Origin of the sequence: Pseudomonas sp. CBZ-4 (assembly GCF_000346755.1) — a bacterium.
GTDB lineage: Bacteria > Pseudomonadota > Gammaproteobacteria > Pseudomonadales > Pseudomonadaceae > Aquipseudomonas.
In genome coordinates this window covers 1-15521 of record NZ_ANNV01000042.1, presented here as the reverse complement: position 1 = coordinate 15521, position 15521 = coordinate 1, and the positions used below count along the sequence as shown (strand labels likewise).

At 60.6% G+C, this 15521-nt stretch carries 13 protein-coding genes; 4 read left to right on the top strand and 9 right to left on the bottom strand.

The window, feature by feature from the left end; translation table 11 throughout:
• Positions 1-92 precede the first annotated feature (92 nt).
• From B348_RS0105780 to B348_RS0105745, 8 genes are all read right to left on the bottom strand, one after another.
• On the bottom strand, positions 93-1022 hold the full coding sequence (locus B348_RS0105780; RefSeq protein WP_017735197.1) for a ketoacyl-ACP synthase III: 930 nt from the start codon (positions 1020-1022) through the stop codon (positions 93-95).
• Positions 1023-1303: 281 nt separating this feature from the next.
• On the bottom strand, positions 1304-2893 hold the full coding sequence (locus B348_RS0105775; protein ID WP_017735196.1) for a flagellar hook-associated protein 3: 1590 nt from the start codon (positions 2891-2893) through the stop codon (positions 1304-1306).
• A gap of 14 nt (positions 2894-2907) precedes the next feature.
• Positions 2908-4956, bottom strand: a complete 2049-nt coding sequence (flgK, locus tag B348_RS0105770; protein WP_026136594.1) for a flagellar hook-associated protein FlgK — start codon at positions 4954-4956, stop codon at positions 2908-2910.
• A gap of 10 nt (positions 4957-4966) precedes the next feature.
• Positions 4967-6235 carry a flagellar assembly peptidoglycan hydrolase FlgJ gene (gene flgJ / locus B348_RS0105765; RefSeq protein WP_017735194.1) on the bottom strand — a complete coding sequence of 423 codons (1269 nt, stop codon included), beginning with the start codon at positions 6233-6235 and terminating at the stop codon, positions 4967-4969.
• A gap of 4 nt (positions 6236-6239) precedes the next feature.
• A complete protein-coding gene (locus tag B348_RS0105760; RefSeq protein ID WP_370695328.1) occupies positions 6240-7349 on the bottom strand; it encodes a flagellar basal body P-ring protein FlgI in 1110 nt (369 codons plus the stop codon).
• Between the two features lie 6 nt (positions 7350-7355).
• Positions 7356-8051 carry a flagellar basal body L-ring protein FlgH gene (gene flgH / locus B348_RS0105755; protein WP_026136593.1) on the bottom strand — a complete coding sequence of 232 codons (696 nt, stop codon included), beginning with the start codon at positions 8049-8051 and terminating at the stop codon, positions 7356-7358.
• A gap of 53 nt (positions 8052-8104) precedes the next feature.
• Entirely contained in the window at positions 8105-8890 is a 786-nt protein-coding gene (gene flgG / locus B348_RS0105750; protein ID WP_017735191.1) for a flagellar basal-body rod protein FlgG, read from the bottom strand.
• Positions 8891-8951: 61 nt separating this feature from the next.
• Positions 8952-9692, bottom strand: a complete 741-nt coding sequence (locus B348_RS0105745) for a flagellar basal body rod protein FlgF (protein ID WP_026136592.1) — start codon at positions 9690-9692, stop codon at positions 8952-8954.
• A 585-nt stretch (positions 9693-10277) separates the two neighbouring features.
• Between B348_RS0105745 and B348_RS1000000130460 the strand changes: the two genes are divergently transcribed.
• A complete protein-coding gene (locus B348_RS1000000130460; RefSeq protein WP_157356481.1) occupies positions 10278-11174 on the top strand; it encodes a hypothetical protein in 897 nt (298 codons plus the stop codon).
• Positions 11175-11212: 38 nt separating this feature from the next.
• On the opposite strand, the gene B348_RS0105735 is transcribed toward B348_RS1000000130460, so the two are convergent.
• Entirely contained in the window at positions 11213-12766 is a 1554-nt protein-coding gene (locus tag B348_RS0105735; protein WP_017735188.1) for a sigma-54-dependent phenylalanine hydroxylase transcriptional regulator PhhR, read from the bottom strand.
• Between the two features lie 257 nt (positions 12767-13023).
• Here B348_RS0105735 and phhA point away from each other — a divergent pair, with 257 nt between their 5' ends.
• From phhA to B348_RS0105720, 3 genes are all read left to right on the top strand, one after another.
• Entirely contained in the window at positions 13024-13815 is a 792-nt protein-coding gene (gene phhA / locus B348_RS0105730) for a phenylalanine 4-monooxygenase (RefSeq protein WP_017735187.1), read from the top strand.
• Positions 13816-13914: 99 nt separating this feature from the next.
• Positions 13915-14271 carry a 4a-hydroxytetrahydrobiopterin dehydratase gene (locus B348_RS0105725; RefSeq protein ID WP_017735186.1) on the top strand — a complete coding sequence of 119 codons (357 nt, stop codon included), beginning with the start codon at positions 13915-13917 and terminating at the stop codon, positions 14269-14271.
• Positions 14271-15464: an amino acid aminotransferase gene (locus B348_RS0105720; protein WP_017735185.1), complete on the top strand. Its 1194-nt coding sequence runs from the start codon at positions 14271-14273 to the stop codon at positions 15462-15464. The genes B348_RS0105725 and B348_RS0105720 overlap by 1 nt, the downstream gene beginning before the upstream one ends.
• Positions 15465-15521: the final 57 nt, after the last annotated feature.

Below are 15521 nucleotides of genomic sequence, written 5' to 3'. Positions count from 1 at the left end.
AAAACCCAGCATTCATTGGCTTTTCTGGCGCCAAATAAAAAACGCCGATGATCTCTCGATCATCGGCGTTTTTTGTATTGCGGGTTAAAGCGTCACGGACGATAGAGAATCGCCGAGCCCCACGACAGGCCCACGCCAAAACCACTGATCGCCACGCGCTTCCAGGTGGCGTCCATCACGTGCTTTTCCAGCAGCAACGGAATGCTCGACGACACGGTGTTGCCGGTCTCGACCATGTCCTTGATGAACTTCTCCACCGGCGCCTCTTCAAAGCGGCGCGCCACAGCGTCGACAATCGCCGCACTGCCCTGGTGAATGCAGAAGGCATCGATGTCGTCGGCCTTGAGGTCCGACTCATTGAGCAGCTCGTGCAAATGCGCCGGCACTTTGAGCAATGCGAAGTTGAACACCTGGCGACCGTTCATGAAGAACACGCCGTCGCTGACCTTCAGGTGCGGCGCGCCGGAACCGTCGGTGCCGAACTTCGACTTGCCCAGCAGCCAAGGCGCGTCTTCACCCATCCACGTGGCGGTGGCGGCGTCGCCGAACAGCATGGTGGTGTTGCGGTCTTCCGGGTCGACGATCTTCGAGTACGGGTCGGCGGTGATCAGCAGGCCGTTTTTCAGGCCGGCGGCTTCCATGAAGCCCTTCATCGCGTAGATGCCGTAGACGTAGCCGGAGCAGCCCAGGGAGATATCGAACGCGGCCACGTGGGTCGGCAGGCCCAGTTTGTCCTGGACGATGGCGGCGGTGTGGGGCAAACCCTCTTCGTCCCCGTTCTGGGTGACGACGATCAGCGCGTCAATCGACTCGCGCTTCAACTGCGGGTTGTTGGCAAACAAAGCGTTGACTGCCTCGACACACAGATCGGAAGTTTCCTGGGCAGCTTCCTTGCGCGGCAGGAACGCCGAACCGATCTTGCCAATGATGAATTCTTCATCCTTGGCGAATTTGGCACCCTGGGCGTAGTTATCGATGCCGTCGGCCGGCACGTAACTGGCGATGCTTTTTATGCCAATCATTGTGGCTTCCCAATACTAAATAGCTGGAGAACACCCCGCGAACTGCCTCGCGAAGTGGTGACAATAAAGGGGACAAACCCCGTGAAGAACTCGCTGAAAGCCGCTGCGCAAGGCGCCTTGGACGACTTATCCTTTTCACACGATACAGTGAAGATGCGCTTTATGACCCGCAGGTCACCTAATTGTGTGTGCTTTCTGCAAAACCTTCAAACAATTAAGTCCCGCAAACGACAACGGCCCAGCCTGTTTCCAGGCTGGGCCGTTGCTGTGCAGCGGGCCGCTTACATCTTGTTGAACAGGCTCAGCTGGGAGATTTTCACGAACGCCAGCTGCGAGGCTTGCAGCATGGTTTGTTGCAAGCTCAGGTTGATCGCGGCTTCGGCGAAGTCAACGTTACCCAGCGAACTCATGGTGGTGGCGTTCGCCAGGCTCAGGCTGGTGTTTTCGGCGCTCTGGATATCCAGGGTGTTCAGCCGTGCGCCGATATCCCCGCGAACCTGGTCGATCTGGCTGTAGGCGTTGGTCAGGTTGCCGATGGACCGGGCGACCACATCCTTGAGTTCCTTCTGCGCCGCCGGGTTGCCATCCGACGGCGTCTCCAGCGTGCGGCGCAGGCGGCTGAGGGTGTCGAGCACGTTTTCGTTCTTGTTGCTGGTGGCGCCCACCAGGAACTGATCGCCATCTGCCGGTGCCGGCGCAGTGGTCACGCCCAGCGTCACGCCCGCCACGGTGATCGAGGTCGCGCCCGCAGCCAGCGTGTCATTGGCGATGGATTTACTGTCTGCCGTGTAAGGCTGCGCGTAGACGTTATAGCTACCGCCCGCACCGAATTTGACCACCAGGCCGGCGTTGGGAAAGGTGCTGGCGTAAGCCGCCGGATCACTCACCGAACCACCGGTCAACTGGGCCGCGCTTGGGTTGCTGGCGGTACGCGAAACACTGAACGAGTCCGGCTTGAGGGCCAGGGTGAACTCGCGGTCTTTTACCAGCGCATCCGACGGCGCGCCCGGCAGTACGTCTTTGCCCAGGTTCAGGCCGATGTCGAACTTGACCCCGCGCAGGCTGATGGTCGAACCGCCTTCCTTGGTGGAGTCAAAGGTGCCGTTGCCCGCGATCTCGGACGTGATGTCCTTGCCGGTGCTGTCACTGACGGTGTATTGGGTGCTGCTGAGGAACTTCAGCGTGTAAGGCTGGCCGTCGGCAAACTTCACATCGACACCCGACGCAATCAGGCCCGCCGAGATCGTGACCTTGCCGTCATCCACCGCCGGCGGAACCAGCACCGGTGTGGCCTGGGTACGACCGGTGTTGGCCGAGGTCTCGAGCATTTTCTTCGCGGTATCGCCCATCGGCACCGACAGATTCTCCGCCACCCGCAGGTTCAGCGCGGTGTCATCGCCCTGATAGGTGTAGGTGCCATCGTTGTTGCGCGTGTAGGGCGGCGTGTCGGTCTTGCTGCCGGAGAACAGGTAGTTGCCGCTGGCATCCTTGGTATTGAGCAGACCCATGATCTGGTCTTCCAGGGCACCGATTTCGGCGGCGGTCGATTTGCGGTCAGCATCGCTGATCCCGACGTTACCGACCTTCAGCGCCAGTTCGCTGGCGCGCTGGATCGCCGTGTTGATGTTCTGCAGCACGCTGTCTTCGGTCTGCAGCGAGTTTTTCAGCGTGTCGATATTGGTGTTGTACTGCCCCAGCATGTCTTTTTGCTGTTGCAGCATCAGCAACCGCGCGGCCGCGACCGGATCATCCGCAGCCGTTTGCACACGCACGCCAGAGCTGGCCTGGTCCTGCGCCTTGACCACACTGGAATAGTTTTCCTGGTACTTGGTGGAGCTGGTTTCGAAATACTGCTGTGTAGAAATACGCATCGTCCCAGACTCCCTTAAAGGCTATTGATCAATGTGGTGAAGGTTTCTTGCGCGGCCTTGATGATCTGCGACGACGCGGTGTAGTACTGCTGGAACTTGATCATGTCGCCCGCCTCGTCATCCAGGTTGACCCCGGACACCGAGTTGCGCGCGCCTTTGTTGGCCGCCAGCAAGGCGCCGGTCGCGGCCACATCGACACTCGACTGGCTGGCCTTGGCACCCACCTGGGACACCAGGCGGCTGTTCGCCCCCACCAGGCTCACGCCGACGTTGCCGTCGCCCATGCCCACCGTGGCCTTGGTTTGCAGGTCAAGCAACTGCTGCGCGTTGCGGCCGTCGGACTTGCCGGCGCTGTTGAACGAGAACGTGGTGCTGTCACCGTCAGCCGGCGAGCCGTTGATGGTGGTGTCGAATTTGAAGCCCGAACCCGGGATCGGCGTACCGGTCGCATCCAGCTCGGGCACATTGACGGTGATCTTGTTGCCCTGCCCCGGCACGATGGTGCCGGTGCCAATCGCCTTGCCCTGGGCGTTGCTGATCGTATAGGACTGGGTGCCGTCGGCGGCCGGTTTGCCAAACACCATTTTCACCGGCATCAGGCCTTCGATGTTCGTGCGCAGCTTCGCCGTGTCCGCACCGCCATGGATATCCAGTGGCGCCGTCAGCGTCGGCTGGGTAAAGGTGCCCGTGCCGCTGTTGGTCTTGCCACCTTCGCCAATGAGTGGGCCGGCAAAGGCGAGCTTGTTGGCATCCGCCATGTCCACGCCGATAGCGCTGGCACCGTTGGCCGTCGGGCTGACCTTGAAGCTGTCGCCATAGCTCATCGTGCCTTTGCCATCGAGTGTCACGGTCACGCCGTCAAACGACACGGGGACGGTGGTAGAGCTGATGTCGAAGTTGCCCATGGACTTACCGTCCGAGCGCTCCACGGTGATCATGTTCGGGTTGGTCTTGTCGCTGAACGTGATCTTGTAGTCATAGGTCGTCAGCTTGCTGCTGTCGTTGATCGTCACATTCAGGTTGCTGGACGCGGCGCTGTTGCCCGCTGCCGCCTGGCTACGCGAAGCAATGGCGGTGGCGCTGTTGATGTCCTTGAACAGCGACGTGCCGAAGTCACCGTTCAGATCCAGGCCCTGGCCCAGCTGATTGTTGATCGTATCGGCAGTCGCAATCGCCAGGCGCCCCAGCTCGTTGATGGCCGGCATCAGGGCGTCGCTGCGATAGCGCAACAAGCCGCCAATGCTGCCGCCGCTGATCACCGAGCCCATGTCCAGGGCGGTGCCATTGACGTTCAGCTGGATGGTGTACTGGCTGTTGTCGTCCTTGCTCGGTACCGCCGAAATCGTGTTGGCAATCCCGCCTTCCACCAGCGACTGACCGGTGCCGGTATTGATACTGAATTGGCCGTTCTTCTCCGTCGCGGTAACGCCGATCAGTTCATTGAGCGCGCGCACGGCCTCGTTGCGTGAGTCCAGCAGGTTCGCTGGCGCGGCGGTTGCCGAGCCCTGGGCCTGGGAGATCTGCTTGTTCAGCGAAGCAATCGAGGAGGTCAGTTGATTGACCTGATCACTCATGGTGCTCAGCTGGCTGTTGATGGTTTCTTTCTGCTGGGTCAGCTGCGTCGAGATCGAGTTGAAGCGGTTGCTCAGCGTCTTGGCGTTGGACACCAGCAGCTGGCGCGCCGACAGGTCATTCGGGTTGGACGACGCGGTCTGCAGGGTTGCAAAGAACGAGCTCAGCGCCGACGACATGCCGGTGGTCTTGTCCGACAACACTTTGTCGATGGCACTGACCTGCCCCAGGTAGGCATTGGCATCGCTGCTCAGCGCGGTGCTGTTCTGGTACGCCGCATCCAGGTACTCGTTGTACACCCGACGCACATCCGCCAGGGTCGTGCCGGTGCCGATGAACACGCCGCCGAACTGGTTCGACGCGCTGGCGTTCTGGGTGGCCTGCTGACGTGAGTAGCCCGCGGTGTTGACGTTGGCAATGTTATTACTCAAGACCGACAACGATCCTTGAGCGGCATTGAGCCCTGACATCCCGATACTGAGCAAACTCATGATTCAGACCTTATAAATGTGTGGTTGCGCCAGCGGCAGCGTAGTTCTGGTAGCTGTTCATCGTTTTGGCGATCTGCGAAATCTTGCTGGCATAGTCTGGGTCGGTTGCGTAACCGGCCTTTTGCAACTCGCGTACAAACTGTTCCGGGTTGTCGGCCGACTTCACAACTTCTTTATAGCGATCATTGCTTTGCAGCAATGTCACGAGGTCGTGGAAGCTGTCCTGGTACGAATCGTAGGAGCGGAACTGCGCCGTTTCCTTGACCATCGCCCCATCGCGGAACTCGCTGGTGATCGCGCGGGCCTGACCGCCCTGCCAGCTCTGGCCGGCCTTGATGCCGAACAGGTTGTGGCTGCTGCTGCCGTCTTCGGCACGCATCACCGACTTGCCCCAACCGGTTTCCAGCGCGGCCTGGGCCACCAGGTACTTCGGATCGACGCCAATGCGTGCGGCGGCCGCCTTGGCCATCGGCAGCATGGTGGCGACAAATTCGTCCTGGGAGCCGAAGGCTTTTTTCGCCGGCGCCAGCGGTGGCTGGGCAATGGCGCGGCCATAGACCTGCATGCGCCCGCTTGGCACGGCAAAGCTGCGTGCAGTGCTGTTGATCACGTTGTCGTCGGCGGCGCTGTTACGCAGTGGCGCGGCCTTGGCGACGCTGGTGTCGGTGCTTGGCACGATGCCAGCCAGCAGGCGATCCGTCAGCTTGCTCGGCAAGGCGATGCGGCGCTGGTTCATCAGCTCCATGTCATTGCTGTGGGACGCTGCGGCGCCGGCCTGCGGCTCCGCCACGCGATACGCCCACAGTGGGCGCTGGCCATTGGAACGACCCAGCGGACCTTCGGCCTGGGTGCCCGCGCCGATTTCCGTCGGCACATCCACCTTCTTCGCCGGCTCAGCCGCCGCCGGGCCTTGCAAGGTGGCCGCCTGGGCTTCCACCGGTTTGTTCTTCTGCATCTGGCGCATCAGCACGTCGGCCAGGCCGATACCACCGCCTTCGCGGGACATCGATACCGCCAGTTGCTGGTCGTACATTTCCTGGTACTGCTTGGCCGCCGGCGTGTTCATCGGGTTGTCTTTGCCCAATGCCTCGGTCGCCGAACGCATGGACTTGAGCATCTCGCTCAGGAACAGCGACTCAAACTCCTGCGCCACCTTGCGCATGTTGCCTTCGCTGTTCTTGTCGGCACCGACCTTGAGCTGGTTAAGCCGGTTCAAGTCGGAGTACGACCCCGAGTCCGCCGTGCTGGTGATCCCGCTCTTGCGCATATCCATGGCCATGGCCTCAGATCACGATCAGGTCGGCTTGCAAGGCGCCGGCCTGTTTCAGGGCTTCAAGGATCGCCATCAAGTCGCCGGGCGCTGCGCCCACCTGGTTCACCGCGCGGACAATCTCATCCAGGGTGGTGCCGGGGCCGAACTTGAACATCGGCTTGGCTTCTTGCTGGGCATTTACCCGCGAGCGCGGCACCACGGCCGTCTGGCCGTTGGACAAAGGCCCAGGCTGGCTGACGATCGGGTCTTCGGTGATGGTCACGGTCAGGCTGCCGTGGGTCACCGCGGCCGGCGACACCTTGACGTTCTGGCCGATCACGATGGTGCCGGTGCGCGAGTTGATGATGACTTTGGCCACCGCCTGGCCTGGATCGACTTCGAGGTTTTCCAGGATAGACAGGTAGTCCACGCGCTGGCTTGGGTCCAGCGGCGCGGTCACGCGGATCGAGCCGCCGTCGATGGCCTGGGCCACGCCAGGGCCAAGCATGTCGTTGATCTTGTCGACGACGCGCTTGGCGGTGGTGAAGTCGGAACGGTTGAGGTTCAGGGTCAGGCTGTTGCCTTGGTTGAAACCGCTCGGCACGGTGCGTTCCACCGTGGCGCCGCCAGGAATGCGCCCGGCGGACGGCACGTTGACGGTGATCTTCGAACCGTCGCGACCTTCGGCGTCAAACCCGCCCACCACCAGGTTGCCCTGGGCGATGGCGTAGACGTTGCCGTCGATACCTTTGAGCGGGGTCATCAGCAAAGTGCCGCCACGCAGGCTTTTCGAGTTACCGATGGAGGACACGGTGATGTCCACCACCTGGCCCGGCTTGGAGAACGCCGGCAAGTCGGCACTGATGGACACGGCCGCGACGTTTTTCAGCTGCACGTTGCCCGAGCCGGCCGGCACCTTGATGCCGAACTGCGACAGCATGTTGTTGAAGGTCTGCAGGGTGAACGGGGTCTGGGTGGTCTGGTCACCCGTGCCGTTGAGTCCCACCACCAGGCCGTAGCCGATCAACTGGTTGGAGCGCACGCCGGAGATGCTGGCGATGTCTTTCAGGCGCTCGGCCTGGGCGACGGCGCTCAGGGACAGCAACAAGGCCGCCACCATCAGCTGTTTGAAGTTCAAGATGGCCACCTAGAAAGGGAACAGCGGGCTAAGGAAGAAACGGTCGAACCAGCCCGGCTGGCTCGCATCGGCAAACGAACCCGTACCCGAATAGGTAATGCGCGCATCGGCAATCCGCGTGGACGGCACGGTGTTGTCGGTGGAGATGTCATCGGCACGCACCATGCCGGCAATTCGCACCAGCTCGTCGCCGGTGTTGAGGGTCATCCACTTTTCACCGCGTACGGCGATGATGCCGTTGGGCAACACATCGGCCACGGTCACGGTGATCGAACCGGTCAGGCTGTTGCCCTGCCCCGCCGCGCTCTTGCCGTTGGTGGCACGGTCGCCGCTGTAGCCGGCTTCCAGGCTCAGGTCGCCACTGCCCAGCGGGTTGTTGGTGTTGGGGATGCCGCCAAACAGGGAGGTCAGGCCGATGCCGGTCTTGCTGGTCTTGCCGATCTGCGAGTTGGCGTTTTTGCTGGCCTGGGTCTTCTCGTTCAGGGTGATGGTGATGATGTCACCGACCCGGAACGCCTTGCGGTCGCTGTACAGGTTCTGTTCGAAACCGGCCTGGTAGATCGAGCCATTGTTGGCCGCCGCCGGCAACGGCGTGCGTGGCAACACCGGCGCGTAGTACGGGTCATTGGGTTTCGGCGTCGGGGCGACACAGCCCGCGAGCACGGCAATCCCACTCAATGCCAGAACAGAAACGTAGCGATTCATGACCCTTACCTCACGGTGTTGCAGGCGCCCTCAAGGGCGCCCCATAGACTTGATTACAGATTCTGCGTGACGAACGAGAGCATCTGGTCGGCAGTGGAGATCACCTTGGAGTTCATCTCGTAGGCGCGCTGGGTGGTGATCATGTTGACCATCTCCTCGACCGTGCTCACGTTGGAGGTTTCCAGGGTGCTTTGCAGCGTGGTACCAAAACCGTTCAGGCCAGGGGTGCCGATTTGCGGCGCGCCGCTGGAGGCGGTTTCGAGGAACAGGTTGTTACCCATGGCTTGCAGGCCGGCCGGGTTGATGAAGTCGGCGGTTTGCAGGTTGCCGATCACTTGCGACGCCGGGTTGCCGGCCACGGTGATGGACACGGTGCCGTCATTGCCGACGGTGAAGGTCTTGGCATCGGCCGGGACGATCACGGCAGGCTCCAGGGCGAAACCGTTGGCGGTGACCATCTGACCGTTGGAGTCCAGGTGGAAAGTACCGTCACGGGTGTAGGAAGTAGTGCCATCCGGTTGCAGGATCTGGAAGAAACCACGGCCGTTGATCGCCATGTCCAGCGGCTGGCCGGTCTGTTGCAGGTTACCGGCGCTGAAGTTCTTCTGGGTGCCGACAATCGCCACACCCGTACCCAGTTGCAGGCCCGACGGCAGTTCGCTGTCCTGGGTCGATTGGGCGCCCGGCTGCTTCTTGATCTGATAGAGCAGGTCCTGGAATTCGGCACGGTCACGTTTGAAACCCGTGGTCGACACGTTGGCCAGGTTGTTGGAGATGGTGGTCAGGTTGGTGTCCTGGGCGGACAGACCGGTTTTGGCAACCCATAGAGCCGGAAGCATGCTGTTCTCCTTTGTGCGCCTGTTTGTTGGCGCGCATCACAAATTAGTTAGTGGGTTGCAATCAGGTCATTGCCATGACGCGCGTCATGGCCTGATCGTCTTCCTTGGCGCTGTTCATCATCTTGATGTGCAGCTCGAATTGCTTGGAAAGCGCCAGCACTGCGGTCATTTCTTCCACCGCATTCACGTTGCTCGCCTGCAGGAAACCCGAGGTCAGCTTGACGCCCGCATCGACCTGGGCCGGCTGGCCGTCCTTGGTGTGGATGCTGCCATCCAGACCCTTGGTCATGTTCTTCAGATCGGGCTGCACCAGCTTGATCCGGTCCACTTCAGCCATCACACGCGGGCCTTCGCCCATGGCGCGGATGCTGATGGTGCCGTCGGCGCCCACTTCGATTTTCTGCTGGGGCGGCACGGCAATCGGGCCGCCGTTGCCCATGATCGGCATGCCGTTGCCGGCACGCAGCACGCCCAGCGCATCGACGTTCATGCTCGCGCTGCGCACGTAGGCTTCGCCGCCATCCGGGGTCTGCACGGCCATCCAGCCGTCGCCGCTGACGGCCACGTCCAGGTCACGGCCGGTTTCGATCATGGCGCCGGGGCTGAAGTCGGTGGCCGGGCGTTCGGTGAGGGCAAACGCCCGCGCCGGAAAGCTGTCACCAAATACCGGCATCGAACGCGCCTGTTCCAGGTCACGTTGGAAACCATTGGTGGAAATGTTCGCCAGGTTGTTGGCATGGGCCTTCTGCGCCAGAGCATTCTGGCTGGCGCCGGTCATTGCCACATAAAGGTACTTGTCCACGCTCTTTCCTCTTTCTGACGGACGTTTGCCGCCCACCGCTGTGCTGATGAGGGTTAAGCAATTTGCGAACCAACTTTTTAAAAGAGGAGGAAGTCCCGGCAGGGCGGGGGTTTGCGGCGATCCGCCTGCCAATAGGGATTGGCTGCGAGTCGAAAAAACGGCGGACTTATGCCGCCTGCGGCAAGCACTGGTCAGATTGGCGACGTAGATCCAATGCTGGGAATAGCCCCCTCCAGGCTTTCGGCGGTGCCCAGCCAGTCGGCTGGGTTGTCGGCACCGAGCAGATCTCAATATATTTTTTTACCACTGCAAACAACCAGACAACCGCCACTTTTATTATGTCAAAACTCATCGAATATCAAACCGGCGCATGCAGGCCGCACCCTAGATAAACAAGTTATAACTTATGTCACCACTTGCACCTGACGCCCTCACCCTTATTGCAAACATGTACAAACACTCCCCCATACAGACTTACACTTCTAGCACAAATACAACTTGTGAAAGCCAGCACAGATTGCGTAATTTCGCCTCGTGCTCACTTGGCACATCAGCAAAAAAAACAAGCAACCACAGGACAACAACATGCTCAATCATCTCGATCGTTCAATGTCACACTCGGCTTTCATCCAACCACCGCCATTGAGCCCGCACACCGCCTACGAGCATCAAACCGGAGGCTATCCCCTGCCACCGACTCAACGCCAAAACTTCAACCACTACGATGACTGGAACAGCCAAACATGCCACCCGGAAGTTCAATGGCGTGAACCTGACTGCAACGTTAACTGCCAGCCTGCGCGAACACTTGCCCAGATTCGCCTGGAACAGCAGCACGACCAGTACGCCATGAACACCCACCCCTTCGACCCCTGGCTTGACGCAGATGAATGGCTGCACGATGACATCAATGGCTTTGATGACGACTATGTTGATCCGAACCCACCGAATCGCGCCGATTACGATGCCAAGGTACTGGCAGTGCACGAACTGCTACGCAAGATCCCCAACAGGGATATTGAAAACGAGCGAGGAATAACCTCTGATGATTTACGCGCGGGCAAATACGGCAAACTCACGCCTGGTGCGGAAAAAGAACTGGCCATGCTCGATAAAAATCAAAACTACCACTTGGTCGAACACTATAACGACAACACCGCGTCAACTTTCTGGGCACCCCAGAACGGCGGCCCACGTATTGAAGTAACCGGCAGATCGGCAACTCACGACATGCCCGACGTCAACACCGCTCCCCTCAAGCGCATCAGGGAGGGGATCAACTCCAACGACCTGAAAAGTGGCAAGTACGGCCCGCTCAGCCCAGACATGAAAAGCAGCCTGGACATGTTGGAAAACAACAAGAATTACGACCTGACATTTGTCTTTAGAAAGGATGAGAACGACGAAAACTCCATGGCATGGGTAGAACAGGCATCAGGCAAGACCATCCCCATCGGCGTCGACTATGGGTATCCATTCTGATTGCACGTATTGCCCCGCAACCGGGGCAATATCACGGCTTACTTACCTATATCGTAGTCGCGCAACTTGTTCGCGACCGTCGTGTGAGACACCCCCAGGCGCTTGCCCAACTGTCGGCTGCTAGGGTGCTCGGCATACAAGCTTTCCAGCACTGCCTTCTCAAATCTCCCGACAATGTCCTCCAAGCCACCCTCCAGGGAAAAATCGCCAAGCGGTTGACGCAACCCGTAGTCCGGCAATCGAACATGTTCAACCTTCACCGTACCGCCTTCGCACAATGACACCGCCTGGAACAGCACGTTTTCCAGTTGCCGCACATTACCCGGCCAGTGGTAGTGGCTGAGCTTCTCCATGGCAGCGGGCGCGAGCTTGGGCAGCGGGCAACCAATCTGCCGGCTGGCCTGATCGAGGAAGTGCTCAACCAACGGCGCCAAACCATCCAGGCATTCGCGCAGCGGCGGGATATGCAGCGACAGCACATTGAGGCGATGGTAAAGATCCTGGCGAAACTCGCCACGGGCGCAGAGTTCCGACAAGTCCACCTGGGTCGCGCAGATCACGCGCACATCCAGATACACCTCTTCATCGCTGCCCACACGCCGGAAGCAACCGTCCTGCAAAAACCGCAGCAGCTTCACCTGCAAACGCGCACTCATTTCCCCGACACCATCGAGAAACAACGTCCCGCCCGCCGTCAGCTCCAACAGCCCGAGCTTGCCCTCGGCCCGCGCCCCCTCAAAGGCACCGGGGCCGTAGCCAAACAGTTCGGTCTCGGCCATCGACTCCGGCAAACCGGCACAGTTGAGTGCCATCAGCGGTGACTGCCCCCTCGGGCTGGCCAGGTGGCAGGCACGCGCCAGCAATTCTTTGCCAGTGCCGGTTTCACCTTCTATTAATAGTGGTGCATCCAAAGGCGCCATGCGCCGGGCCTCACGAACCACGGCGGCCATCACCTTGGAGCTTTGGAAGATGCTGTCAAAGCCGCGCAGCTCCTGCTTGCGCACATTGTAGATACGCTCACCCACGCGGTCGGCACGGTGCAGGGTCAACACGGCGCCGGCCATGGCCTCGCTGTCATCGTGTTCGGAGGATTGCAGCGGCGCGATGTCCGCCAGGAACACGTCACCCTTGACCTTGACCCGCAAGCCATTGATCCGCGATTTGCTCGCGCGCACCAGCTCCGGCAAGTCGAAGTCTTCGGCATAACGCGACAGCGGAATGCCCGGCACCTCATCCACGCGCACCCCGAGGAGCTGCGCCGCCGCACGGTTGGCAGCAACAATGGAACCGCCCATGTCGATGGACAGCACCGGAAACTCCAGGGCGCCAAGCAACGCATTGAGTTCCATATGCCGACGCTCACTGGGCATCAGCCCTACACGCTTCACGCCAAAGACACCGGCAATCGCCTCGAACTGCGGGCGCAGCGCCTGGAACTGCATGTTCACCAGGTTCGGGCAAAACAGATAAATGGCGTTGCCATGCTCACCGCCGACCTCGCCCTTGGCGACGTTGACGCCGTACTCCACCAACAGGTTGAGAATGTCCCGCAGGATGCCGATGCGGTTCTGGCAGTGCACTTTGATACGCATGAAGAGGCTCGAAAAGTGGGTAGGCGCCGCGTCTTTTTGTCGCTGGGCGCAGATAGTCGTCAAGATTATGTGACAGCCCGTGACCTTTTCCCAGCCCATTGCAACGACTTGCGCCACAACCGTAACGAATACTTTACGAAAACCAGTAACTTTTCCCACATTTCAATCTGAAACACGGATGGCGTCTTGCCCGGTACGGGGTATCAATAGGGGCATCCCAGGACATAACAAGAACGAATGCCTAGCAGGAGAGCCGTATGAAGCAGACGCACTACGTGGCCCGCGAGCCCGATGCGCAAGGTTTTATCCACTACCCGCCGGAAGAACACGCGGTGTGGAACACCCTGATCACGCGCCAGTTGAAAGTGATCGAAGGCCGCGCCTGCCAGGAATACCTGGACGGCATCGACAAGCTCGGCCTGCCTCACGACCGCATCCCGCAACTGGGCGAGATCAACAAAGTGCTGGCCGCAACCACCGGCTGGCAAGTGGCCCGCGTTCCCGCGCTGATCCCCTTCCAGACCTTCTTCGAACTGCTCGCCAACAAGCAGTTTCCGGTCGCGACCTTTATTCGCACCCGTGAAGAACTGGACTACCTGCAAGAGCCGGACATTTTCCACGAGATCTTTGGCCACTGCCCGCTGCTGACCAACCCCTGGTTCGCCGAATTCACCCACACCTACGGCAAGCTCGGCCTCGCCGCCAGCAAAGAGCAACGGGTGTACCTGGCGCGGCTGTACTGGATGACCATCGAGTTTGGCCTGGTGGACACGCCCCAAGGCCTGCGCATCTACGGTGGCGGCATTTTGTCGTCGCCCAAGGAGACGGTGTACAGCCTGTCCGCCGAGCCCGAGCACCAGGCATTCGACCCGCTGGAAGCGATGCGCACGCCGTATCGCATCGACATCCTGCAACCTTTGTACTTCGTGCTGCCCGAGCTCAAGCGCCTGTTCGACGTGGCGCAGGAAGACATCATGGGCATGGTCGAACGCGGCATGCAGCTCGGCCTGCACGCACCGAAGTTCCCGCCCAAGCCAAAAGCCGCGTGAGACTCCGCTTTTAAGGCCAGGTGAGTCTGTTCCCTGGCCCCGCGTTGCTTTAGGGTGACGCCACTGACCTTCAAATACTCGAATTCAGGACACTTTCCCATGACCACCTTGAACCAAGCCCACTGCGAAGCCTGCCGCGCCGATGCCCCACAAGTCAGCGATGAAGAACTGCCAGTACTGATCAAGCAGATCCCCGACTGGAACATCGAAGTGCGCGATGGCGTGATGCAGCTGGAAAAGGTTTTCCTGTTCAAGAACTTCAAGTTCGCCCTGGCCTTTACCAACGCCATGGGTGACATCTCCGAAGCCGAAGGCCATCACCCTGGCCTGCTCACCGAGTGGGGCAAGGTCACCGTGACCTGGTGGAGCCATTCCATCAAGGGCCTGCACCGCAATGACTTCATCATGGCCGCCCGCACCGACGAAGTGGCCAAGGACGCCGAGGGCCGCAAGTAATGCACTTTGATGCGATTGGCCGCGTACCCGGTGACCCGATCCTCGGGCTGATGGACCTGTATGCCCAGGACAGCAACCCGAACAAGTTCGACCTTGGCGTTGGCGTGTACAAGGACGATCAGGGCCTGACCCCGATTCCTCACTCAGTGAAACTGGCCGAGCAGCGCCTGGTGGACACGCAAACCACCAAGACCTACATCGGCGGCCACGGCAATGCGGCCTTCGGCACCCTGATCAGCCAACTGGTGCTCGGTGCCGACTCGGCGCTGATCCACGCCCGCCGTGCCGGCGCCACCCAGACCCCAGGCGGCACCGGCGCCCTGCGCCTGAGCGCCGACTTTATCGCCCACAGTCTGCCGGGCCGTGGCGTGTGGCTGAGCAACCCGACCTGGCCGATCCACGAAAGCATCTTTGCCAAGGCAGGGCTCAAGGTCAGCCACTACCCCTACGTGGGCGCGGACAACCGCCTGGATGTGACGGCCATGCTCGCCACCCTGGCCACCGTGCCGAAAGGCGACGTGGTGCTGCTGCACGCCTGCTGCCATAACCCGACCGGTTTCGACCTGTCCCAGGACGACTGGCGCCAAGTGCTGCAGATCGTGCGCGAGCGCCAATTGCTGCCACTGATCGACTTTGCCTACCAGGGCTTTGGCGACGGCCTGGAGCAAGATGCCTGGGCCGTGCGGCTGTTCGCCGCCGAACTGCCGGAAGTGCTGGTCACCAGCTCCTGCTCGAAGAACTTCGGCCTGTACAGCGACCGGGTCGGTGCGTTGATCGTGTGCGCGGCGGATGCCGAAAAGCTCACGGATGTGCGCAGCCAACTGGCAAATATCGCGCGTAATTTGTGGTCCACGCCGCCGGATCATGGTGCGGCGGTGGTGGCGACGATCCTGGGTGATGCCGAGCTGAAAGCGCTGTGGAGTGGTGAAGTGGAAGCCATGCGTTCGCGGATTGCGCATCTGCGCTCCGGGTTGGTGGAAGCCTTGGCGCCCCATGGGTTGGCTGAGCGGTTTGCGCATATCGGGGCACAGCGTGGGATGTTTTCCTACACCGGTTTGAGTGCCGAGCAAGTGAAACAACTGCGCGAGAAGCACAGCGTGTATATGGTCAATTCGGGGCGGGCCAACGTTGCCGGAGTTGATGCGACGCGCCTGGCATTGCTGGCGCAAGCAATCGCTGACGTATCCAACTGAAGAAACCCAATCAAACTGTGGGAGCTGGCTTGCCTGCGATAGCGGTGTGTCAGCCCC